23 protein-coding genes are annotated in these 22,179 nt (G+C 43.9%); 18 read left to right on the top strand and 5 right to left on the bottom strand.

The genetic code is table 11. The features are described from left to right. The first annotated feature begins 13 nt into the window (after positions 1-13). From glgA to NV379_RS03275, 6 genes are all read left to right on the top strand, one after another. The gene (gene glgA, locus NV379_RS03300) at positions 14-1,462 is read left to right on the top strand and encodes a glycogen synthase GlgA (protein WP_258205838.1); all 1,449 of its coding nucleotides are present in this window, start codon (positions 14-16) and stop codon (positions 1,460-1,462) included. An 18-nt stretch (positions 1,463-1,480) separates the two neighbouring features. After that, entirely contained in the window at positions 1,481-3,223 is a 1,743-nt protein-coding gene (locus NV379_RS03295) for a glycoside hydrolase family 13 protein (protein WP_258205837.1), read from the top strand. 254 nt (positions 3,224-3,477) lie between these two features. Further along, positions 3,478-4,131, top strand: coding sequence for a chromate transporter (locus NV379_RS03290; protein WP_258205836.1), 654 nt, complete (start codon positions 3,478-3,480; stop codon positions 4,129-4,131). Between the two features lie 17 nt (positions 4,132-4,148). Continuing rightward, entirely contained in the window at positions 4,149-4,685 is a 537-nt protein-coding gene (locus NV379_RS03285; RefSeq protein WP_258205835.1) for a chromate transporter, read from the top strand. Positions 4,686-4,813: 128 nt separating this feature from the next. After that, the gene (locus tag NV379_RS03280; protein ID WP_258205834.1) at positions 4,814-7,969 is read left to right on the top strand and encodes a BclA C-terminal domain-containing protein; all 3,156 of its coding nucleotides are present in this window, start codon (positions 4,814-4,816) and stop codon (positions 7,967-7,969) included. Positions 7,970-8,058: 89 nt separating this feature from the next. Beyond that, the gene (locus NV379_RS03275) at positions 8,059-8,784 is read left to right on the top strand and encodes a metallophosphoesterase family protein (protein ID WP_258205833.1); all 726 of its coding nucleotides are present in this window, start codon (positions 8,059-8,061) and stop codon (positions 8,782-8,784) included. A gap of 75 nt (positions 8,785-8,859) precedes the next feature. On the opposite strand, the gene NV379_RS03270 is transcribed toward NV379_RS03275, so the two are convergent. Beyond that, positions 8,860-9,177 (bottom strand): SPW repeat protein, encoded by a 318-nt coding sequence (locus NV379_RS03270; protein WP_258205832.1) that lies wholly within the window; start codon positions 9,175-9,177, stop codon positions 8,860-8,862. Positions 9,178-9,365: 188 nt separating this feature from the next. On the opposite strand from NV379_RS03270, the gene NV379_RS03265 reads away from it, so the two are divergent. The 5 genes from NV379_RS03265 to NV379_RS03245 all read left to right on the top strand — a co-directional run bounded on the left by NV379_RS03265 (position 9,366) and on the right by NV379_RS03245 (position 12,298). Then, positions 9,366-9,584, top strand: a complete 219-nt coding sequence (locus NV379_RS03265) for a YgiT-type zinc finger protein (protein WP_258205831.1) — start codon at positions 9,366-9,368, stop codon at positions 9,582-9,584. A gap of 14 nt (positions 9,585-9,598) precedes the next feature. After that, complete coding sequence (locus NV379_RS03260) at positions 9,599-9,775, top strand: hypothetical protein (protein ID WP_258205830.1); 177 nt, start codon at positions 9,599-9,601, stop codon at positions 9,773-9,775. A gap of 167 nt (positions 9,776-9,942) precedes the next feature. Continuing rightward, a complete protein-coding gene (locus NV379_RS03255) occupies positions 9,943-11,286 on the top strand; it encodes an ABC transporter substrate-binding protein (protein ID WP_258205829.1) in 1,344 nt (447 codons plus the stop codon). A gap of 119 nt (positions 11,287-11,405) precedes the next feature. Beyond that, complete coding sequence (locus NV379_RS03250) at positions 11,406-11,741, top strand: metal-sensitive transcriptional regulator (RefSeq protein ID WP_258205828.1); 336 nt, start codon at positions 11,406-11,408, stop codon at positions 11,739-11,741. 17 nt (positions 11,742-11,758) lie between these two features. Beyond that, the gene (locus NV379_RS03245; RefSeq protein WP_258205827.1) at positions 11,759-12,298 is read left to right on the top strand and encodes a DUF1697 domain-containing protein; all 540 of its coding nucleotides are present in this window, start codon (positions 11,759-11,761) and stop codon (positions 12,296-12,298) included. A 68-nt stretch (positions 12,299-12,366) separates the two neighbouring features. Here the strand turns inward: NV379_RS03245 and NV379_RS03240 are convergent, their stop codons facing one another. Continuing rightward, entirely contained in the window at positions 12,367-12,699 is a 333-nt protein-coding gene (locus NV379_RS03240) for an antibiotic biosynthesis monooxygenase family protein (protein ID WP_258206201.1), read from the bottom strand. A 91-nt stretch (positions 12,700-12,790) separates the two neighbouring features. Further along, positions 12,791-13,219 (bottom strand): VOC family protein, encoded by a 429-nt coding sequence (locus NV379_RS03235; protein WP_258205826.1) that lies wholly within the window; start codon positions 13,217-13,219, stop codon positions 12,791-12,793. 172 nt (positions 13,220-13,391) lie between these two features. On the opposite strand from NV379_RS03235, the gene NV379_RS03230 reads away from it, so the two are divergent. Continuing rightward, positions 13,392-14,369, top strand: a complete 978-nt coding sequence (locus NV379_RS03230) for a S66 family peptidase (RefSeq protein ID WP_258205825.1) — start codon at positions 13,392-13,394, stop codon at positions 14,367-14,369. Positions 14,370-14,544: 175 nt separating this feature from the next. After that, positions 14,545-15,270, top strand: a complete 726-nt coding sequence (locus NV379_RS03225; protein ID WP_258205824.1) for an alpha/beta fold hydrolase — start codon at positions 14,545-14,547, stop codon at positions 15,268-15,270. 1 nt (position 15,271) lies between these two features. On the opposite strand, the gene NV379_RS03220 is transcribed toward NV379_RS03225, so the two are convergent. Then, positions 15,272-15,733: a DUF3888 domain-containing protein gene (locus NV379_RS03220; RefSeq protein WP_258205823.1), complete on the bottom strand. Its 462-nt coding sequence runs from the start codon at positions 15,731-15,733 to the stop codon at positions 15,272-15,274. Between the two features lie 95 nt (positions 15,734-15,828). Here NV379_RS03220 and NV379_RS03215 point away from each other — a divergent pair, with 95 nt between their 5' ends. The 3 genes from NV379_RS03215 to NV379_RS03205 all read left to right on the top strand — a co-directional run bounded on the left by NV379_RS03215 (position 15,829) and on the right by NV379_RS03205 (position 16,664). Next, positions 15,829-16,140: a hypothetical protein gene (locus tag NV379_RS03215; RefSeq protein WP_258205822.1), complete on the top strand. Its 312-nt coding sequence runs from the start codon at positions 15,829-15,831 to the stop codon at positions 16,138-16,140. 84 nt (positions 16,141-16,224) lie between these two features. Continuing rightward, positions 16,225-16,431 carry a hypothetical protein gene (locus NV379_RS03210; protein WP_258205821.1) on the top strand — a complete coding sequence of 69 codons (207 nt, stop codon included), beginning with the start codon at positions 16,225-16,227 and terminating at the stop codon, positions 16,429-16,431. 29 nt (positions 16,432-16,460) lie between these two features. Beyond that, on the top strand, positions 16,461-16,664 hold the full coding sequence (locus tag NV379_RS03205; protein ID WP_258205820.1) for a cysteine-rich CWC family protein: 204 nt from the start codon (positions 16,461-16,463) through the stop codon (positions 16,662-16,664). 139 nt (positions 16,665-16,803) lie between these two features. Here the strand turns inward: NV379_RS03205 and NV379_RS03200 are convergent, their stop codons facing one another. Continuing rightward, positions 16,804-17,715 (bottom strand): IolE/MocC family protein, encoded by a 912-nt coding sequence (locus NV379_RS03200; protein ID WP_258205819.1) that lies wholly within the window; start codon positions 17,713-17,715, stop codon positions 16,804-16,806. A 226-nt stretch (positions 17,716-17,941) separates the two neighbouring features. Here NV379_RS03200 and NV379_RS03195 point away from each other — a divergent pair, with 226 nt between their 5' ends. Both NV379_RS03195 and NV379_RS03190 read left to right on the top strand, forming a co-directional pair. Continuing rightward, complete coding sequence (locus NV379_RS03195; RefSeq protein WP_258205818.1) at positions 17,942-20,278, top strand: S-layer homology domain-containing protein; 2,337 nt, start codon at positions 17,942-17,944, stop codon at positions 20,276-20,278. Between the two features lie 147 nt (positions 20,279-20,425). Continuing rightward, positions 20,426-22,036 (top strand): ABC transporter substrate-binding protein, encoded by a 1,611-nt coding sequence (locus tag NV379_RS03190; RefSeq protein WP_258205817.1) that lies wholly within the window; start codon positions 20,426-20,428, stop codon positions 22,034-22,036. Positions 22,037-22,179 lie beyond the last annotated feature (143 nt).

Below are 22,179 nucleotides of genomic sequence, written 5' to 3'. Positions count from 1 at the left end.
GTGGGAGAGAGAGATGAACATACTGCATGCTGCGTCTGAAGTTGTACCTTTTGCCAAAACAGGAGGACTTGGGGATGTGCTCGGATCACTTCCTCAAGCTTTGCACAAGCAAGGAGCCGATGTACGCGTTATTATGCCTTTATATGAGAACATTCCTCGTGTATTGCTGAAAGAAGCAAGAAAAATTGCAGAGTTTACCGTTCAAGTTGGGTGGCGCAGCCAGTATTGTGGCATCTGGGAAGTACATAAAGACGAAGTGATCTATTATTTGGTCGATAATGAACAATACTTCTTACGTTCAGGTTTGTATGGATATGAAGACGATGCGGAGCGATTTGCCTTCTTTAATCGGGCGGTCATTGAAGCAATTCCAAGAATAGATTTCGATCCAGACGTGATTCATGTCCATGATTGGCAAGCTGCGATGATACCGGTTTTACTTAAGACACAATATGCACATGAGCCTGCCTATCAAGGCATTCAAACTGTGATTACCGTACATAATTTAAAATATCAAGGAACGTTTAGCAAGGACATCATGATGGATGTCTTTGGTCTAGGATTCGATTTCTTTAATGGTTTACAGCTTGAAATGGATGGTGGAGGCAGTTTCTTGAAAGGCGGACTCTTATATGCGGATAAAATTACGACGGTGAGTAAGTCGTATGCGCAAGAGATCCAGACTCCATTCTACGGTGAGCAAATGGATTCCTTGTTACGGTATCGCAGTCATGACCTCAGTGGTATCGTAAATGGTATTGATTACGATCTGTATGATCCGATGCAAGATCCCCATTTGTTCATGCGGTATCGAGATGCATTGTCGAAGAAACGGCAGAATAAGCTTGTGTTGCAAGAGCGTCTTGGCTTGCCGCAAAGCGATGATGTACCTGTGATTGCCCTTGTGACACGCATGGTTCAGCAAAAAGGATTAGATCTCATTGCGCATGTGCTACCAGAACTGATGCAACTGGGTGCGCAGTGGGTAGTAGTTGGAACCGGGGATGAGCCATACGAGCGAATGTTTCGCCATGCAAGTGAGCAGTATCCAGATAAGATTGCTGCCCAATTGGTGTTTGATGATGCGCTCGCACGTCAAGCCTATGCAGCTTCGGATCTGTTCTTGATGCCGTCCTTGTTCGAACCTTGTGGAATCGGGCAGTTAATTGCAATGCGATATCGCTCCGTGCCAATTGTTCGTGAGACAGGTGGGCTGCAGGATACGGTTCAACCTTATAACGAGTTTACTGGTGAAGGGACAGGGTTTACGTTTGCGAACTATAATGCCCATGACATGCTGTACACGATCAATCGAGCTATCGATATGTATCAATATGATCATCAAGCATGGGGGAACATGCTCGTAAACATGAAGAAAAACGACTATTCGTGGCGCAAATCCGCACTTAAATATATGGATCTATACGAGCAATTACACAAACAAGCGGCAGTCGCTGTTTGAAAGCACCGGCAGACGGCCATGACTGCCTTGACTCAGTCGGAGCGGGAACTTCCCTCTCCGATTGTAGATCGACAATGGTGGAAAGAAAGTGTTGTGTATCAGATCTACCCTCGGAGCTTTATGGATAGCAATGGGGATGGAATTGGCGATATACAGGGTATTATCAGTAAGTTAGATTACTTGCAGCAGCTTGGGGTAGATGTCGTGTGGTTGTCACCTGTATATGCATCGCCTAATGATGATAATGGGTATGACATAAGCGATTATCAAGCCATAATGGATGAGTTCGGAACTTTGGATGATTGGAAAATGCTCCTTAGTGGTCTAAAGTCACGTGGGATGAAGCTCATTATGGATTTGGTGGTGAATCACACTTCGGATGAGCACCATTGGTTCGTGGAATCGCGAAAATCGGCAGATAATCAATATCGGGATTATTACATTTGGCGTTCTGGAATTGACGGGCAAGAGCCGAATAACTGGATCTCTTTGTTTAGCGGTTCAGCTTGGAAACTAGATGAAGCGACGGGTCAATATTATTTGCATTTATTCTCGCAGAAGCAGCCTGACCTCAATTGGGATAACGAGCTTGTGCGCGCTAATATTTATAAGATGATGATGTGGTGGCTGGACTTAGGCATTGATGGTTTCCGAATGGATGTCATTAATCTGATTTCCAAAGATCAGGCACTGCCTAGTTCGCCAAGCAGTGATCGTTATGCATGGGGCGGACAATATTTCATGAATGGTCCGCGTGTGCATGAATTTTTGCAGGAGATGAACCGTGAAGTGTTGTCCAAGTACGATTGTATGACCGTTGGAGAGACACCGGGGGCTGATATTGAAGAAGCGTGTCGTTATGCAGCGTGTGATGGATCTGAGCTTAATATGATTTTTCAATTCGAGCATATGGGTCTGGACAGTTGGGGAGATAAATGGGATGTGAAGCCGTGGAACTTACACGATCTGAAAGCTGTCATGACGAAGTGGCAGAAGGGACTTGAAGGGCGCGCCTGGAACTCCTTGTACCTGAACAATCATGATCAACCTCGAATGGTATCACGGTTCGGAAATGATGGGGAATATCGTATGCAATCAGCGAAAATGTTAGCAACTTTCCTTCACGGTCAGCAAGGGACTCCGTATATTTATCAAGGAGAAGAGATTGGCATGACGAATGTCAGATTCGCTGATCTTAATGACTACAAGGATATTGAAACGCACAACATGTATCGAATTCGCGTACTAGAGCGGGGCTATCGACATGAGGATGTGATGGAATCTATCTATCTCAAGGGGCGAGATAATGCCCGAACACCGATGCAATGGGACGATTCGCCACATGGTGGATTTACATCGGGAACCCCTTGGCTTGGAGTGAATCCAAACTTTAAGGATATTAACGCTGAGGCGGCACTTCGTGATACGGACTCTATTTTTCACCATTACAAGCAGTTGATTACGCTACGCAAGAAACATGAGGTGATGGTGTACGGGCGGTACGATATGATTGCAGATGGTCATGATCAGATTTATGCTTACACGCGTACATTAGGGGATGAGAAGTGGATTGTTGTCTGTAATTTCTTTGGTGGTGAACCTGAGTTCAGGTGGAATGACTACGGGATTGACAAGGTACATTTGATTCTTAGTAACTATAAATCATTGGATAATGGGATAGGTGTCGAAGGATGTGACGAAAGCGTAAGCAGCATTCGATTACGTCCATATGAGGCGAATATTTATCAGGTTGTTGGATAAGTTGTACATTAACAGCTCTTTGGAGCTGTTTTTTTATTGGAAAATGGAAAGTAAATGTCATTATGAATTAAACAATTCGGAGTATTCTTATGAGTTTGCAGAGAAATGTGATTTTATAGTGTGTTTTTAAATAAAAATAGGTTGTATGAAACATAATTAACAGCTCTATATCGCAATGTTCTAGAGGATGATTTAAAAATGAAATAAAGTCTTGTATAATAAAGGTATGAAGGACAAAGGGTGGAGGGGATTGAATGAAGACGTTCGGAAGTCAATTTCGAGAGCTTGGAGAGATCTTCTGGAGTTTTTTGAGAATTGGTCCTGTTACCTTTGGCGGTGGATACGCGATGATCCCAGTAATTGAAAAAGAAGTGGTTGAAAAGAAGGCTTGGTTTTCTGAAGAGGAGATGGGGGAAGCCTTATCACTTGCAGGGTCTGCACCTGGTGGAATAGGAGTTAACTTATCGGCATTCGTGGGTTATCGTGTTGCAGGAATTAAAGGTGCTGTTGCAGCTGTCTTAGGGATTACACTCCCTACGTTTATCATTGTGTTTCTATTAAGCTTGGTATATATGCAATTTGCAAACAACCCGAAGTTAGATGCAGCGTTTCAAGGTATTCAATTAGCGATTATTGCGTTAATTCTTGTAGCAGCTCTTCGGATGTGGAAATCTGCTGTGCTCGATAAAACGACGATGGTGACAGCCATAGCAACTGTTGCGATCTTGTTGTTGTTCAATATTCACCCGCTGCTCGTGATTGTAATTGGCGGTATTATTGGGAATGTGTTTATTTTGTTAAAGGTCAGATTTGGTATGCAGGTACAGTTTGAGAAGAAGCGTAGTGAAGAAGAAGCAGCGAAATCGCCATATAAATACGCAGATTATTTTATAGCGGATGGGATATAGAGAAGGAGTGAGTGACAATGGTGTTTGGGTTATTCACGACTTTTTTTAAAATTGGAATGTTGTCCTTCGGCGGTGGTTATGCCATGCTCTCAGTGATTCAACATGAAGTTGAAGTCAATTCGTGGATGTCGATGGAGAGGTATACAGAAATTGTTGGATTAGCAGGGATGGCGCCGGGTCCGATTGCGACGAACAGTGCGACGTTAGTTGGGTATGAGACGGCTGGTGTTCTAGGCGCGATTAGTTCCACACTCGGCATGGTTCTGCCATCGTTGCTCTTGATCATTGTAATGGCTGCGTTCTTCTATAAAATTCATCATAAGCAATGGGTGAAAGCGACGTTCTATGGATTAAAACCTGTTGTGACGGGACTTATTATATATGCGGCGATTCATTTTGGAATGGCAAATAGGCAGGCGGAATTGTTGACTTGGCATAATTTGGGAAGTGCTATCATTTTGATATTGGCTGTTGTGGGGATATTACGTTATCGGATGCATCCACTGCCTGTGATTGTGATTTCAGGACTTTTAGGAATAGCTTTTTTTAGTTGATATAGGTGGTGGACAATTGGCAACTCCGTGGGGAGTTGTTTTTTTATGTGGAAAATAGACTATCGACCATACGATGTGGAGGTCACCTACGTACAATTAGTTATGCATAGACGGGGAGGAGAGGGGGTATGGATGGTTTTCGAAAGAAAAAACGGAAAAAGATAAAAATTATTGCTCCGAAAAAGAAACGAACGAAAGTGAAACGTAAACATTGTCATGACGATGATGTGAATTGTACTTTCGTTAATAAGATTACGAAAATCCAAGAGGGACGAGGAAAAAAAGGAGCAACAGGGGCAACAGGTGAGCAAGGGGTAACAGGTCCTTCTGGCCCTGCTGGTGGCGTGACTGGTGCAACGGGTGCAACTGGAGATCCCGGTGCAATTGGGGATACAGGTCCTACTGGACCGACTGGTCCGACAGGAGCAGGTGATACAGGAGCGACTGGGGTAACAGGTGCTACGGGTGTGACGGGTGTGACGGGTGCGACTGGACCTGGTGTGGGCGAGACGGGAGCAACAGGTGTCACCGGAATAACAGGGGCTACGGGTGTAACTGGAGCAACTGGAGATGTAGGTGCGACGGGAGCAACAGGTACAGGTACGACGGGCGCGACAGGTGATACAGGAGCGACAGGCGCTACAGGAGCCACAGGTGCGACAGGAGCAACCGGGGCAACGGGAGCAACAGGTACGGGTACGACGGGCGCGACCGGTAATACAGGAGCAACAGGAGCCACAGGAGCAACAGGAGCCACAGGAGCAACAGGAGCAACCGGGGCAACGGGAGCGACAGGTACGGGTACGACGGGCGCGACCGGTAATACAGGAGCAACAGGAGCAACAGGTGCCACAGGTGCGACAGGAGCAACCGGGGCAACGGGAGCAACAGGTACGGGTACGACGGGCGCGACCGGTAATACAGGAGCTACGGGTGCAACGGGAGCGACAGGAGCAACAGGGGCAACGGGTGCAACGGGGGCAACCGGAGCAACAGGTGCAACAGGTGCCACAGGAGCAACAGGAACAGGAGCCACCGGAGGAACAGGAGCTACGGGTGCAACAGGAGACACAGGTGCAACAGGTGCCACAGGAGCAACAGGAGCAACAGGTGCCACCGGAGCGACGGGAGCCACCGGAGCAACAGGAGCCACGGGTGCGACAGGAGCAGCCGGAGCAACAGGAGTAACAGGTGCAACCGGAGCAACAGGAGCAACGGGAGCTACAGGAGCGACAGGTGCAACAGGAGCCACAGGAGCCACAGGAGCAACGGGAGCCACGGGAGCGACAGGAGCAACGGGAGCGACAGGAGCCACAGGAGCAACCGGAGCAATAGGTGCGTCAGGAGCCACAGGAGCAACAGGAGCGACAGGAGCCACAGGAGCAACGGGAGCCACAGGAGCAACCGGAGCAACAGGTGCGTCAGGAGCCACAGGAGCAACAGGAGCGACAGGAGCAACGGGAGCAACGGGAGCAACGGGAGCAACGGGAGCAACGGGAGCAACAGGAGTGACGGGAGCAACAGGAGCAACGGGAGCAACCGGAGCCACGGGAGCGACAGGAGCAACGGGAGCAACCGGAGAAACGGGTGCAACAGGAGCCACAGGAGCCACAGGAGCAACCGGAGCAACAGGTGCGACAGGAGCCACAGGAGCAACAGGAGCGACAGGAGCAACGGGAGCAACGGGAGCAACGGGAGCAACAGGAGTGACGGGAGCAACCGGCACCACGGGAGCAGCAGGAGCCACAGGAGCAACGGGAGCAACGGGAGCAACAGGAGCGACAGGGGCAACCGGGGCAACGGGAGCAACAGGTGCAACAGGGGCAACCGGGGCTACAGGATCTACCGGAGCTACAGGAGCGACGGGTGCAACAGGAGACACAGGAGCAACAGGAGCAACCGGGGCAACGGGAGCAACAGGAGCAACAGGAGCTACAGGTGCAACGGGAGAGACAGGAGCAACAGGAGCAACAGGGGCAACCGGTGCAACGGGAGCAACCGGAGCAACAGGAGCAACAGGAGCAACGGGTGCAACGGGAGCCACTGGAGCGACAGGAGCCACAGGAGCAACAGGGGCAACGGGAGCAAAGGGTGCAACAGGAGCAACAGGAGCAACGGGAGCCACAGGAGCCACGGGAGCGACAGGAGTAACGGGAGCAACCGGAGCCACGGGAGCGACAGGAGCAACCGGAGCAACGGGTGCAACAGGAGCCACAGGAGCCACAGGAGCAACGGGAGCAACCGGAGCAACAGGTGCGACAGGAGCCACAGGAGCAACAGGAGCGACAGGAGCAACGGGAGCAACGGGAGCAACAGGAGTGACGGGAGCAACCGGCACCACGGGAGCAACAGGAGCCACAGGAGCAACGGGAGCAACGGGAGCAACAGGAGCGACAGGGGCAACCGGGGCAACGGGAGCAACAGGTGCAACAGGAGCCACAGGAGCAACAGGAGCCACGGGTGCAACAGGAGCAACAGGTGCGACAGGAGCAACAGGGGCAACAGGAGCCACAGGAGCAACAGGTGCCACAGGAGCGACAGGAGCAACAGGAGCAACGGGAGCAACAGGTGCGACAGGAGCAACAGGGGCAACAGGTGCAACAGGAGCAACGGGAGCAACAGGTGCGACAGGAGCAACAGGGGCAACAGGTGCAACAGGAGCGACAGGAGCAACAGGCGCTACGGGTGCTACGGGTGCAACGGGTGCGACAGGAGCAGCAGGTGCAACCGGAGCCACGGGAGCAACAGGAACAGGAGCCACGGGAGCAACAGGAGCTACGGGAACAGGAGCAACAGGAACCACGGGAGCCACGGGAGCCACGGGAGCAACAGGAGTCACAGGAGCCACGGGTGCGACAGGTGCAACCGGAACATCAACAACATCGACGTATGCTTTTGCAGCGAATACATCTGGACCAACTATTGCTGTTGTACTAGGTGGTACGAATGTTCCTTTGCCTAACAGTCAAAATATCGGGGCGAACATTACGATCAACGGGGCTAATACAACATTTACTGTTGCACCTGCAGGAAACTATTTTATTTCGTATCATGTGAATACAACAGCTACATTGCTTGTCAGCACGCGATTGATTATCAATGGAACGGCTAATACAGCTTCAACGATTACTCCAATTCTGTCTTTGGCTAATTTCTCGAATGATATAATCGTCAATTTACCTGCAAACTCTACTATAACCCTCCAATTGTTTGGTTTGCTGGGAGCGGCGACATTGCTTAGTGGCAGCGCAGGAGCATCAGTTGCTATAATACAAGTCTCTTAAAGAGGGGATTGTCAAAATCATTTTCTGGAGTATGATAAACATGTATATCTGATTGTGCGATAATTACAAATATTGCGAGGTACATGTTTATGGGGAGAAGAACGTTAGTCATTTCAGACATTCATGGTTGTTATGAAGAATTTAAAGAATTATTAGAGTCAGTAGAATACAGACCGATTGAAGATGAGCTAATCTTATTAGGTGATTATTGTGACCGCGGATTCATGAGCAAGGAAGTTGTGGAATATGTCATGACTTTATGCCTTGAAGGCGATGTGAAATGTCTCCGCGGTAACCATGATCAGATGTTGCTAAACGCACTCGATAATATCAACGATGCGTCATTCCTTCGCAATGGAGGGATTACAACGATTGAGAGCTACTGCGGCTCAGATTGGTTCGATCCTGTCATGAGATACGAATTCGATCGTTATTGTGAAGGTAAGGATTATATGCTCGCGAACTACCAGACACATATTGATTTTCTAAGAACGTTACCTTTTTATTATGAAAATGATGCGTTTATTTTTGTCCATGCAGGGCTTAACCCCGAATATGGACTTAACTGGAAAAATCAATCCGAACGTGATTTTATTTGGATTCGTGATCCTTTTTATAAGTATCCAACGAAGGTGGACAAGACAGTTGTATTCGGGCATACGCCAACGAAAAACTTCCATGACTCCAATGATGTGTGGTATGGTGATGGAATAATTGGAGTGGACGGAGGGTGCTGCTTCGGGCGTCAGTTAAACTGTCTTGAAATTATTGATGCTAAGCTCCAGACATATGCGGTGAAACGTAGAACGAATTAATTCTAATACACAACAACAAAGACCCCAGATTACGCTCTGGGGTCTTTGTCATATGCTAGCATGCAAGTATGTGTATTACTCGGAACTAGCCAAGTTCCAGAGGTTAAGAAGAACAGTTACAGCGCCAAGAATAATGCTGGTCAACGTTACGTCGGATGAGAGCGTGAATAGCGATGGCAACACGATAAACCATACCCCTGTTAGGAGCGAGATCCAGTTCTGCCATGTACCCCATCCGGATTTGCCATAAGCAAGTGCGGAAGCTGCGAATTGAAGGACCCCTACGATTACACTTGTAAGGACTACATTCGAATCATCCGTAAATCCAAGTATCCATGGAGCAGCGATGAACCATAAGCCGATCAGTGCAACGAGCGTATTTCTTACCTTCATGTATAACACCTCCATCTAAGAAGATTTAGGTAAAGAAACTTACATTACATCTTATTCAGAAGATCGCAGGAAGTGGCTAGTTGAAAGGATTATTTTTAGAAAATGGTTCAAGGTGGATGGACGAGTGTGATGAAAATGGTCATTTCTGATATAATAGAAAGAAGTGTTATAAGAAGGAGTGTTAGAGAATGCTGATAACAAGATGCATAACATGTGGAGGTCAGCAGCTGTTAAGTGTTGTTGAGACTGTAGAGATTAAAGTGGACGGTTCTTTAATGGTTATTGATAATTTAAAGTTGACCAAGTGCAACAATTGTGGTGAGAAATACTTGGATAAAAAAGCGAACGACTATATTGATAAAAAAGTTAAAGAGAAACAAACGCAGCAAAGTTCTCCCGCGGAATAAAGGAGCGATACCGATTGGATCTTCAAGTTGCATATAAGGTCAAGGTCAATAATAAATTCGTAGATAAAGTGGTAGATCTAACAGAGGTTGGTGGAAGCAATCCGGTTGAGTTCTACCATCATGCTTTAGCCAAAATAGTTGTTATTGAAAATGTACCCGAGGAACATGTTAAGATCGTGTCTATCGGTTAAATAAGTAGGAAGAACGATCCTTGAGCGTGAGATGACGCTTAGGGGTCGTTTTTTTAATGGAAAAGGGAATTACATACTTATTCCACACTTTTACCATATTGAGTCCACAGGATGGTTGTAACATGGGGATATATAGAAAAAGATATGGATATAAAGGAGTACAAAAGATGAAACGAATGGCAATGACTGCGCTGAGTGGCGCATTACTAGTATTCTCTTTAGCTGCTTGCAGCGGTGGAGATTCCAAAGCAGATGGGAATTCTAACGGTAAGAAGGTAATATCGGTAGCAGTACTTCAAGCGGATAAGTTCTTACAATTAGCGGAGCAAAAATATGAACAGCTTCACCCGGATATCGACATTCAAATTAAGCAATATGTGGCTGGTGAAAGCGGCGGTCAAGGAATGGACCAAGCGGCTTTCGAGAAATATTTGAATACAGTAAACACAGAGGTTCTATCGGGTAAAGGGACGGATTTAATTTCCTTGGAAAACTTGCCAGTAAATAAATATGTAGAGAAGAAAGTGCTTGAAGACTTGTCAGCAATGATGAAGGAAGATAGTTCTTTTCAAGTTGATAACTACTATGCGAATATCATGGACGCTTATAAGGTGAATGGTTCTTTATTCGGAATGCCGACTGGCTTTACGCTGAACATGATGCTTGGTGATGGAGCAGGAGTTAAAGATTCGGGTGTGAAATTCGATGATAAAACTTGGACATGGGATACGTTTAAAGAAGTTGCGACTAAGATGATGAAGGATGAGAACGGTGACGGCACACCAGATAAGTTCGCGATGACGAATGTACAGCCTACAGGCTTATTGTTGGACTTGCTGGAGAATGACTATAAAACATATGTCGATGAGGCGAACAATAAATCCGACTTTGATACAGCTAACTTTAAGAAAATGATGCAGCAAGTTAAAGCGATGTTCGAAAGTAAAGTAGCATCCGATAAGAATACACATTGGGGCGATCAGTACTTCACGAACTGGACTGCAAGTTCTGTATCCAGCTTGATCCTGTATCCGCAAAGTGTATCCAGCGGTGAAGGTAAAGTATATCGTCAACCTAAAGTTGGTGAAGGGGATAAGGGCATTACATTCTCCTCCAGAAGCATTCTGGGGATTAATTCTAAGTCCAAAATGAAGAAGGAATCTTGGGAGTTCTTGAAGTTCTTACTCTCTGAAGAGATGCAAAGTTCGCCAGAATTAAATGGCTTTGCGATGAACAAAGGTGTCGTTGAGTCGCAATTTGATGCGATTCAAGATGCGCTTACGAAAGATCCTATGCAGCTTAATGGTGGGAAGGTTGCCAAACCACTCTCCCAAGTAGATTTAGATTCGCTGAAAGCGATGGTAAACGACGCAGGTACAGTGTCCAAAGTGGATGGTAAAATTGTAAACATTCTTTTTGAAGAAGCATCTGCATACTTTAATGGTCAGAAATCGGTAGATGAAGTTGCGAAAATGATTCAGAACCGTGTTACCACTTACTTGAATGAATAGGTTAGTTTAATCAGAAGACGTCACTTCTTTCGAGGAGTGGCGTTTTCCCTTATTTATTGCATGGATGAGCTATGCTATAATCAATTTTATATAGGTAGAAGGGATTGGGGATTATGAACATGGAAAATGAAGACTCTGTCCAGGAAGAATTAAGTTTGGACTCTTCCAGTTGCAGTCACCGTAAAAGTCATCATTCCGATAAAATAAAGAGCAATTTAATTAATCGTCTGAATCGAATTGAAGGTCAAATTCGTGGAGTTAAAGGTCTTATTGAAAAGGACACGTATTGTGATGATGTACTCAATCAAGTATCATCTATCCAATCTGCGCTAAATGGCGTTGGCAAGCTATTGCTTGAACATCACATGAAGAGCTGCATCATTGAACGCATCCAAGACGGTGACCATGAGGTCATCAATGAACTTCTAGTTACGATGAATAAGTTGATGAAATAAGCTGGTGGGGTGCGTGTATGGCTATTTATTGCGCTTTGTTACGAGGAATTAATGTTAGTGGTCATAATATGATCAAGATGGCTGAACTGAAGAAAATGTTCGAGCAATTGGGATATGAGCGGGTTCAGACATATATCAACAGCGGTAATATCCTGTTTGAATCTGAGGAAAGTATGGATGCAATTCAATCCAAACTGGAGCAAGGGATATCCAATACGTTCGGTCTCCAGATTGCTGTGATCCTAAGAACAGACGAAGAGATTAAAGGGATTATCGCAACTTGTCCATTTTCCGAGGATCAACTGGCAGGTGGGAAGAAAGTATACATCACAATGCTGCGCGTTGCTCCAACTCAGGCGGATTATGATAAAATGCCAGAAGTTGAGCAAGGACAAGATCTGTATCATATTATCGATCGTGAAGTTTATGTGTATTATCAGGGCGTGATGCACGAATCCAAATTAACGAAGAAGTTCCAGAAGCTCATGCCGCAAACCACACGCAATTGGAACACCATGCAGAAGTTATATGCGCTAACACAAGCTATGAAGGCATAAAGGAAGACCAGCCGTTCTTTAATGAGCGACTGGTCTTTTTCTCATATATAGGATACTAGAATATCAACTTACATTTCAAAAAAATTATCCCGCTCCACTTTACATACGCGAAGTCCAAACCGCTTATACCATACGGATTTCCCTTTATCTTGGGCGACTTGATGCATGGAGTTCTCTTTCCAGTTCTTAATGGACTCTAACGAATCCCAGTAAGATACAGTAATGCCTAGACCCTCTTGATTCCGATCACTACTTTCAATTCCGAGGAAACCGGGCTGTGCAGCAGCAAGCTCAACCATTTTGTCTGCCATGATCCCGTAGCCATGCTCCCCTGCCGTAAGTTCAGATGTGAGAATCACTGCATAATAAGGTGGTTTTGGCGTGTGTGCAATCGTGCTCATAATCTTCTCCTTCATCGTAATCAATATAAATTTGAAAAGCACCAAATCGATTAGAGTGATCTAAAAGGTTTGGTGCTTCTTTGTTAGAAAGTTAGAGAGGATTTTCTTCGTTACGATAGCTAAACTGCCAGTTAATTCCGAACTTATCTACTAGGCTGCCGTAACATTTACTCCAGAAGGTTTCCTGTAATTCCATTTCAATGGTACCGCCTGCTTTCATTTTATGAAAATAGCTTTGCAATTCTTCCACATTGTCATGGACGATTGCTACCGTAATATTATTTCCATGTGTGAAAGGTCTGCCTGGGAATACATCGGAGAACATGACGCTGCTGCCGCAAATCTTGAGGTTTGCATGCATGACGAGATCCTGAGTTCCCTCAGGGAGGGGATGATTAGGGTCAGCCGGGACATCACCGAATGCCATGATTTGCGGGTCTTCGATTCCGAATACTTCCGCATAGAACTCTACAACTTCACGTGTGTTTCCATTGAAATTAAAATATACATTTACTGACATTCGATTCGCTCCTTCATGATTTAAGGTTGTCCTTCATTTCTATTATGAAGAAATTGGAAAATATTTTCAAGTGCAATGAAAATATTTAATCAAATAAATAAAATGCCTTGTATAAGGATAATTTATTCGCTACAATGTTTAGAATTATTTTAAAAATGAAAGGGGCAACGATATGAAAAAAGTAAGAAAACTACAACCAGGTTCAAAAATCGCAATTATATCCCCTTCGAGTGGATTACCTTATTTGTTCCCTGAAAACTATGAACTAGGTTTGCAAAATTTACGAGATATTCTAGGGTTTGAGATTGTCGAAATGCCGACAGCGCGTATGTCACCGGATGAGTTATATCAGAATCCGAAGCTGCGGGCAGACGATATTAACGCTTGTTTCCAAGATGATTCGATTGATGGCATTATCGCATCCATTGGCGGATATGAATCAGTTCGGATCTTACCCTATCTAGATACAGAGCTAATCTTGAACAATCCGAAGATGATCATGGGGTTCTCAGATGCAACAACGTTCTTAACGTACTTGAATCAGCTGGGGATGGTGACTTTCTATGGTTCATCTGTTCTAGCAGGATTTGCTCAGATGCAGCATCTGCCGGAAACGTATACTAAGCATGTAAAAGCAGTGTTGTTCGGTAGCGACTATCCTTATTCCTATCAGCCATATGCGTCATATACACAAGGATATTTGGACTGGAGCAAACCAGAATTCGCGGGTCAATGTAAGGAATTTATTAGCAATGAATCAGGATGGACTTACTTGCAAGGGGATACAGCTGTAGAGGGCTATCTCTGGGGCGGCTGTATTGAAGTACTAGAATTTATGAAGTCTACAAAATACTGGCCGGACGCAGATTCCTGGCATGATAAAATCTTATTCTTCGAAACATCAGAGGAAAAGCCTACTCCGGATCAAATCGGATATATGCTGCGCAATTACGGCATGCAAGGACTATTTTCCAAGGTGAAGGGGATTATGTTCGGTCGAGCGAAGGATTACACATCAGAGGAAAATGCAGAGCTACATAAGATGATCGTGAATGTTGTAAAAGGTGAGTTTGGTGCATCTGATCTGCCGATTGTCGTAGATGTAGACTTCGGACATACAGACCCGAGGGTGATCCTGCCGCTGGTGTGAAGTTTGAACTTGATCCAAGTGCAAATGCGATCACGCTGTTGGAAAGTCCTTTTGAAGCATAATAGGGGAAGAGATCTGTTTAAAGAAGCAGGTCTCTTTTTTTGATTGATGGTGATTTCCATTAAATGTATAATAGTCTGGTGCGAGTAATCCTAGCTTGGGAGGGGAAGAGAGAATGGCAAAGTATGTGTTGATTCATGGTGCATGGCATGGGAAGTGGTGTTGGGACAAGGTGAAGCCGCTGCTCACACAAGCTGGACATGAAGTTGAAGCCATAGATTTACCTGGACATGGAGACGATCAGACTCCGCTGGATCAGATGTCCCTTGCTACATATGTAGATAAGGTTGTTCGCGTTTTAGATGAGGCGAGTGAGCCTGTGATCCTTGTCGGTCATAGTATGGGTGGGGTTGTGATTACGCAAGCTGCTGAATATCGACCTGATAAAATCGCATCACTCGTATATTTGTCAGCATTTATGCCACTCGATGGCGGAAGTTTAATGGGGCTTGCGATGACAGATCGAGGAGCGCTTGTGTTTCCGAATATGGTTATGGCAGAGGATCGATTGTCTTGTACGATTCGTGAAGAGGCACTTCGGGAAATATTTTATATGGATTGTTCGGAAGAGGATTATGAACGAGCAGCATCATTAGTGGGGAATGAAGCCACAGCGATCTTGGAGGCTGCTGTCTCATTGAGCTCAGATAACTTTGGACGTGTTCCAAAGTACTATATTGAATGCTTGAAAGACAAAGCGTTATCCAACGATCTCCAGAAGAGAATCATTGCTTCTTTGCCTTTCGAGCAAGTATTTGTCTTGGATACGGATCATTCCGCGTTCTTCTCAGCACCTGAGAAATTGGTTGAGCACTTACTTCTGTGTATCCCTGAAAAATAATTTATACTGGAGCGCGGCACTGTCTGCTTTCACCTGCTTGTTTAAGACGAGAACTCGTGCCAACTAATTTCCAGTTTCGTCCGTAGTTGTTAACGGTCAGAATCACATCGTGATAAGGCGGGTTATGTGCACCGGTAAAGGTTTCGACTTGCAACGTGATCTCCATAAAGTAGGAGCCCGCCTCACGTTTCGTTATCTTCAGGATGGTTGGACATTGGAATTGCCGATTTGAGCCGCCAAACTCATTACGAATTGCTTGTTGCGTATATGGGTAGAGCAACGTATAGATTGCGTCTTCCTCCATGGCTCTGAGGTAAGAATCGTCAGGCTCAGCGAGAACTTGTGTGATTGATTTAGATGGAAGCAGTAGTGACTCTCGTGCCACTTGTGCATGTGAGATATGGGTGCTTGCTGCAAACAGCATCATGCTTAGACCTAGCGTAGCTAAAGATTTTCGTTTCATTGTATACGCCCCTCGTTGTCATAATTAGCTTGGAATAGTATGTCCGAGGCTGATGCAAAATATGTTATTTCAATTAGTAAGTACCAAGATATGGTATGGTAGATGGGGATGATAATCCAGCGATTATATTGTGGTTTTTCGCTATTCCTACATTGATCGTGTATATCGGGATGATAGTTATTGCTGGGCTCAGAGATCAGAAGTTTATTCGGGTTACGACACAGCCATTTTATCTGTTGATGCAATTTCTTCTGCTGGAAATTTCGATTTATGGTTTGTATCGGAAGATCGTAAATGTGTTCGGTTTGCTTGAAGGCAGGGTGGAGAACACCCATATTATTAATGCTTATACGAATGATGTATTTATTAATTCTAATACGTTTATTATCGCGCAGTCGTTTACTTAGGTTGTACTTGGGGTTTATTGGAAAGTGAAGCTGTGGGAAGCAAAACAGGATCGGATTGAAATGCAACGTACGGGGGTGTAGGAATTGCAGATTAAGCTTCGGATCGTACAGTTTTTAGTATTTAGTTCATTGTGTCAAATATTTTATATCGTGCTGAAGTTTGTATTTAACGAACTGCCATTTTCAACGACTTGGAAAGTTATTCAACTAATGCTAATTGGGTTATGTGGGATAATTGCTTGGGTGCTTACTATCGTACTGACTGATCCTAATGCATTGAAAGAACATTGAATTTAGATAGAGCTAGGGGAGAATCTATTGTGGAAGTACATAATAAGATCGATGAGAAGAAGTGCCCACTATGCGGTGAGCATAATGAATGTGGGGTACGTGACGGCAATTGCTGGTGTTTCCATCTGAAAGTGCCAATGGAGCTCCGCGAACAAATTCCAGCAGAGCAACGCGGCAAAGTGTGTATTTGTAAGAAGTGTGTGGAGGAGTTTAATAGTCAATCTATTGAATGAACGCGTGAAAGTATTATTTATGTCAGATTAAAAGTTTAGCTAGCGTTCGTCATGTCGTTCCCTCGAGGGGAGTATTTTACCGCACAAAGAAGCAGTGCAACCAATAGGTTATTCTGCTTCTTTTGATTATGAAATATAGTTAAATTTTTACAGAATTATAATGAAGCATTCGCTCCACCCACTTGTAGCACTCCTCAAGTTTTTCCTCACTAATGAGACTCGAGTTATGCTCGAACATGATACGCACATCAGGATTTTCATCGCGAATGATAGTCAAGTATTCCTCGATTGGTGCCCACCCATCAATAGGGTCATGTTCAGGTAGTACCGGACAACGATGATTCTTGATTTCTCCATTAATGAATTGAAAATTCCATAAGTGAATGCTGTGTGCATACTTGGCATACGTACGAATGATCTGCCGGCTATCGAAGTTAGGATCAATCGTTTCTTGTGAGTATAATCTTCCTGTATCCAGACATAGGCGAATCGCGGGGTATTTTTGTAGCAATTTCTCTAGAAAATCTGTTTCATATATGTATCTGTTCAAAGCGTCTAATTCCAAGACAGGGATAAAGCTGAAACGTTCACTTTGCTTGGTAAGCCATTGGAAAAGTGTCTCGGTTCGCTGAACCAATTCCTCGTACGAATAGTTGCTTTCCTTCACATACTCCCGCGAATCGGTAAATCTCCATCTCGACCAATCGACGCGATCATCTAGTATAACTGGCTTCGGATAATGAAAGAGCACATATTCAGGCTGAATACGCTGTAAATACTCTATTTCTTCAAGAGCATGTTCAAAAGCCTCTTCGCGTAATTGAACATCACTTGCTAGAAAGGGAGCGTCCCGCAATCGCGATGGATTCGCGCGAAAAGGATAGTGTACACCGATCTGAAACGAAAGTTCTCTAGCTTCTTTCACAAGATTTAGCTCATCTTCAGTAGTTTCAAACAAGCAATTCTCAATTCCATAGAAGTTACTTCTGAAGTCTTTGCTAAACTTCGAATAATCAAAACCTCCGTACTGCCCGATCATGAATCGCTTCAATTGCTTGTCCTCCTTGTGATTTCCTGTATATTTCGTAAATAAGAAGTCTGAATTATTATACGTCATCTCGTTTGAAAAGGTTGCTATTACTCTTCTTAGTGTTCGAAAGAACTAAAAGTTTTATGTGGAATTAAATGTTAATATCATGTACAATCCTAATGTATTAAAAGATTAATGTCATTAATCTGATAAATATGAAAACTTTTTTTTGTAAAGGAGAGAAATAATGAAGAAAAAAATCTCTGTTCTGCTTACAACTTGTGCTTTCATGGGGGCAATGCATTCAAATGTGTATGCAGTTCAAGTAATTGAAAAACCAATCTCGAACACGATTATTGATCAGAGTATTGCGGCAGTTCCTGTGTTATCCACAACAGTATCACCTGGCAAGATGACAAGTACAACCGCAATTACAGCATTAATAGACTCTGGGAACTCGCTTGTGGTAAAAATATCGGATCAAGTCATGTCAGCACCTAGTGAGGGAGAAGCAATACCTAACACCGATCCTAGCTTGAAAACATATGTGAGTGGGCAGGATCTAGCCGGTGTAGATGCCCTGAAGAATAAATACATTGGTGTATATGAAGTAGAAACGAATCAACTTATTAAGAAATTCACAATGATAACGCTAACAGCTGCAGATATTAGTTCAATAACTACTCCTGCTGCTCCAATTCTTGCTATGGATGATAAAAGTAACAATGACTTCTACATACTCGACTGGAACTCAGATAGTCAGATTAAGTATTATTCTGTTTATGAGAGTCCTACACCGCAAGCAGATGGTAGATTAGTAATGAAAGTATCAGGAAATGTAAATCAATTATTTATCAATAAATCAAAGTTAAAGAAGGGTACGGCTTACTATTATTATGTAGTTGCCACTAGAGATGGTCTTACATTCAGTGAGCGATCAAATGAAGTCAACTTTACTACACCATCCACAGTCGCAAATGCTCCTACGAATGTTCAAGCTGCAGCGGGAAATGGGCAAGTAACAATTACTTTTGATGTACCAACTGATACCGGTGGAAGTCCGATTAAAGAGTATGAAGTCTTACATTCAGGGTCAGTGGTTGCAAAGGGTGCTTCGAGTCCGATAACAGTGACGGGCTTAACTAATAATACGCTATATACATTTCAAGTTCGGGCAATTAATGGAAAAGGTGTAGGTAAGACGTCTAGTGAATCAAATACTGTAATACCAACTGCTCCTCCAATTGAGGAGCATCATAAAGAAGACAAAGTTCCGACTGATAAATGGAATGAACCATCCGTATCCTTGTCAAATTCAGATTCTGCTCCAAATCTTGCTCACCCTAATTCATATGAGATCTTAATTAATGATAAGAGAAAGCTTGCAGGAACTCACACGGTGTCAGTAAGAAATAATCAAACCCTTCATAATATCAAGATAGATACTAAAGTACTGTCAGACTTTGTAGCAAAAAGTAAATCTCATGCTGTAATCACTATACCGATAAGACAAAAATTTGATGTAGCGAACATTGAACTGGATGGTCGATTATTAGGCGATTTGGCAAAGAAGCAAGCAGTTATCCAATTGAAAGCAGATCATGCTAACTATGAAGTTCCTGCCGACCAGATCAACTGGCAGTATTTTGTTGATCAATTAGGTAATTCACTATCTCCTGAAGATGTTCAGATTCAGATTGAGATTGCGAATGGAACAGTAGAAGATAAGAAACTTACCGCACAAGCAGCAGCTAGCGGGTATTTCACTTTGATCTCGGAGCCCATACATTTTACAGTGAGGGCAATTCATCAATCGGCGATCGTAGAACAGTTCAATTTCAATAAATTTGTTAAACGTGACATCGCTATTCCTAATTCCGCTGATACAAAGAGCATAATTACAGGAATTGTTATTGAACCAAATGGTTCAGTTCGACAAGTACCAACTAAAGTTAGCTTTAAAGAAGGGCAGCTAGTGGCAACCGTTAGTAGTTTATTCAATAGTACTTATGCTTTAATTTCATCTTCAGTAAATTTTGAAGATGTGTCAGATCACTGGGCTCAAAAAGCAATTGACGATATGGGAACACGCAGGATAGTAAGTGGCAATGAGAGTCACTTATTTCATCCAGATGAAGCAATCACTCGTGCAGAATTCGTTACTATTTTAACTAGAGGATTAGGTTTGAAACTGGAAGATGGGAAATCTCCATTCGTAGATGTTCTTGCTACCGACTGGTACAATAGTGCGGTCTATACAGCTGCTGCCCGCCAAATGATTAAAGGTGGCGGGGATAGAAGATTCTTACCTGAAAATAATCTAACCAGAGAAGAAGCTATTACAATACTGCAAAGAGCAATCGATTCATACAATCTTTCGGTTAAATCCTCCTTAGTAGTAGAAGGATCGTATACGGATATGAAGGATGTTTCTTCATGGGCAAAAGAAGCTATGATTAATGGCTTGCAGACAGGTATCGTTACCGGAGTTAGCTCTACTGAACTTGCACCGAAGATAAATTTATCACGAGCAGAAGCAGTTTTACTAGTTCAAAGATTACTACAACAAGCTGATTTAATATAATTTACATCTAATTTTTACAGAGATCTGTCTCATTTGGAGACCGGTCTCTTTTGCATACTTACAGGATCTGCAATTGACCATCTAACAACTCTATGCTACATTCATTACTGATAATGATTATCATTCGCATATTTTGAGGTGTTCAACGTGTTTAATCCAATTATTCAAGTTCATGAACTTTATAAGAAGCTGGACAAGTTATGGTGCAAGCTTCAAGGGGTCGAGGTTTTACATATAACGGAAGTGGAACCACAATTACTGGATTCGCATGTTCTTTATGTGCTTAAAAGTGGGGAAGGCCACCTCATCCTGGACTATGAGAATTATCGCTTGCGCCAAGATGCCGTTCATTTTGCCGCTCCTGGTCAGACTGCTGGACTGAAGTCGCAAAGTGGCAGGGACATGGAAATATACAGAATTACATTCGATGTATCCTGGGACAACGACGGATCAGTGCCCCCCAACTTTCTTCACTTGCAAGGGGAGCTTCCTATTCATCGAGATACGCAGTCCATTGTGCTTTGTGAGAATATGAACTCAAGTTATTCAAGTGAGCTTCCGCTCGAACGATATCGTGGGCAATCCATTTTTCAAGAGCTTCTATATTCTTTATTGAAAAATGTTCGATTGCAGCCTGAATCTGATTCTCATACCGCATTAGATCGTGCCAAGAACTATATTGATGTTCATTATGGAGAAGCTCTAACTGTAGATGAATTAGCTGGTGTTGCAGAGCTGAGTGCAAAGTACTTTGTTGATTTATTTAAGAAAACATACGGGAGAAGTATAGGTGATTACATTACCGATGTGAGATTGGGGCATGCGAAGCTGCTAATGACACAGACAGATGCCAGACTTCGAGATATTGCACATCAGGTTGGGTATCAGGATGAGTTTTATTTTAGCCGCAAATTCAAAAAAAATATTGGGATCTCACCTTCCGCTTATGTGAAAAAGCGTAGACAGCGTATTGCAGCCTATTCACCATCCATACTCGGTCATTTGTTAGCGATGCAAGTTTATCCCTATGCAGCTCCACTTCATCCCAAATGGACCAGCTATTATTATGACACTTACCGTACAGATATCCCCCTTCACCTTAGTGCATATCGATACAACCAAGACTGGGAAGCGAATATGGAATTGCTTCGATCCGCTCAGATCGATCTTCTCATATGTGATCGGGACAAATTGATGGCACATGAACAAGAGCAATTGGAATCGCTCACGAATGTGTTCTATATTTCAGCAGCAAGCAGCTGGCGCGCTCAAATGTTACAGATCGCAGAGCAGCTTGGAACGGTGAAAGAAGCAAACGACTGGCTTCATAGGTACGATAGCCGAGTTGTGGAAGTAAGAGAAAGTGTTCAGCATTTACTTGCAGGTGAAACGACATTAATGCTTAGCATTCATAAACATGACTATTATGTATCGCCAACGCGAGGGGCTCATGATGTGCTCTATCATGATATACAGCTGGTTGACGGAAATGATCTGCATGTGAAGCAGAGCAAACAGCCCATTACCTTACAACAAATTGCACGGATTAATCCGGATCATCTGTTTATTAACGTATGTCAGGAGCAGGATTCTATAAATGAATGGCAAGCCCTGCAGGCTACTCGTATGTGGCGTGACCTTACAGCCGTTCGCAAAAATCATGTCTATCTGGTCTCATCAGACCCATGGCGAGAGTACTCCGCTTATGCATGCGCACGCATGGTTGGTGATGTTGTGGGACATTTAGTTGGTGGATAAATCAAATTGTCCATATTAATTCTGGATATCGTCCATGTTCGGATGAAGAGGAGTCCATTATAATCTCTATTGAGAACGATTATCATTAAATTGATAATAATTCTCAACATAAAATACAGCGGAGTAGAAATGGAGAGGAAGTC

The organism is Paenibacillus radicibacter, assembly GCF_024721995.1.
Taxonomy (GTDB): Bacteria; Bacillota; Bacilli; order Paenibacillales; family NBRC-103111; genus Paenibacillus_AM; species Paenibacillus_AM radicibacter.
The sequence above is the reverse complement of the archived record's forward strand: the minus strand, read 5'-3'. Positions and strand labels throughout refer to the sequence as shown.

What these genes read in the sequence shown, in the direction of transcription:
- NV379_RS03245 (WP_258205827.1), top strand. Translation starts at nt 11,759, where the DNA reads ATGGCTATTTATTGCGCTTTGTTACGAGGAATTAATGTTAGTGGTCAT.
- NV379_RS03285 (WP_258205835.1), top strand. Translation starts at nt 4,149, where the DNA reads ATGGTGTTTGGGTTATTCACGACTTTTTTTAAAATTGGAATGTTGTCC.
- NV379_RS03240 (WP_258206201.1), bottom strand. Translation starts at nt 12,699, where the DNA reads ATGAGCACGATTGCACACACGCCAAAACCACCTTATTATGCAGTGATT.
- NV379_RS03215 (WP_258205822.1), top strand. Translation starts at nt 15,829, where the DNA reads ATGGTAGATGGGGATGATAATCCAGCGATTATATTGTGGTTTTTCGCT.
- NV379_RS03255 (WP_258205829.1), top strand. Translation starts at nt 9,943, where the DNA reads ATGAAACGAATGGCAATGACTGCGCTGAGTGGCGCATTACTAGTATTC.
- glgA (WP_258205838.1), top strand. Translation starts at nt 14, where the DNA reads ATGAACATACTGCATGCTGCGTCTGAAGTTGTACCTTTTGCCAAAACA.
- NV379_RS03195 (WP_258205818.1), top strand. Translation starts at nt 17,942, where the DNA reads ATGAAGAAAAAAATCTCTGTTCTGCTTACAACTTGTGCTTTCATGGGG.
- NV379_RS03270 (WP_258205832.1), bottom strand. Translation starts at nt 9,177, where the DNA reads ATGAAGGTAAGAAATACGCTCGTTGCACTGATCGGCTTATGGTTCATC.
- NV379_RS03295 (WP_258205837.1), top strand. Translation starts at nt 1,481, where the DNA reads ATGACTGCCTTGACTCAGTCGGAGCGGGAACTTCCCTCTCCGATTGTA.
- NV379_RS03225 (WP_258205824.1), top strand. Translation starts at nt 14,545, where the DNA reads ATGGCAAAGTATGTGTTGATTCATGGTGCATGGCATGGGAAGTGGTGT.
- NV379_RS03290 (WP_258205836.1), top strand. Translation starts at nt 3,478, where the DNA reads ATGAAGACGTTCGGAAGTCAATTTCGAGAGCTTGGAGAGATCTTCTGG.
- NV379_RS03220 (WP_258205823.1), bottom strand. Translation starts at nt 15,733, where the DNA reads ATGAAACGAAAATCTTTAGCTACGCTAGGTCTAAGCATGATGCTGTTT.
- NV379_RS03265 (WP_258205831.1), top strand. Translation starts at nt 9,366, where the DNA reads ATGCTGATAACAAGATGCATAACATGTGGAGGTCAGCAGCTGTTAAGT.
- NV379_RS03280 (WP_258205834.1), top strand. Translation starts at nt 4,814, where the DNA reads ATGGATGGTTTTCGAAAGAAAAAACGGAAAAAGATAAAAATTATTGCT.
- NV379_RS03235 (WP_258205826.1), bottom strand. Translation starts at nt 13,219, where the DNA reads ATGTCAGTAAATGTATATTTTAATTTCAATGGAAACACACGTGAAGTT.
- NV379_RS03250 (WP_258205828.1), top strand. Translation starts at nt 11,406, where the DNA reads ATGGAAAATGAAGACTCTGTCCAGGAAGAATTAAGTTTGGACTCTTCC.
- NV379_RS03230 (WP_258205825.1), top strand. Translation starts at nt 13,392, where the DNA reads ATGAAAAAAGTAAGAAAACTACAACCAGGTTCAAAAATCGCAATTATA.
- NV379_RS03275 (WP_258205833.1), top strand. Translation starts at nt 8,059, where the DNA reads ATGGGGAGAAGAACGTTAGTCATTTCAGACATTCATGGTTGTTATGAA.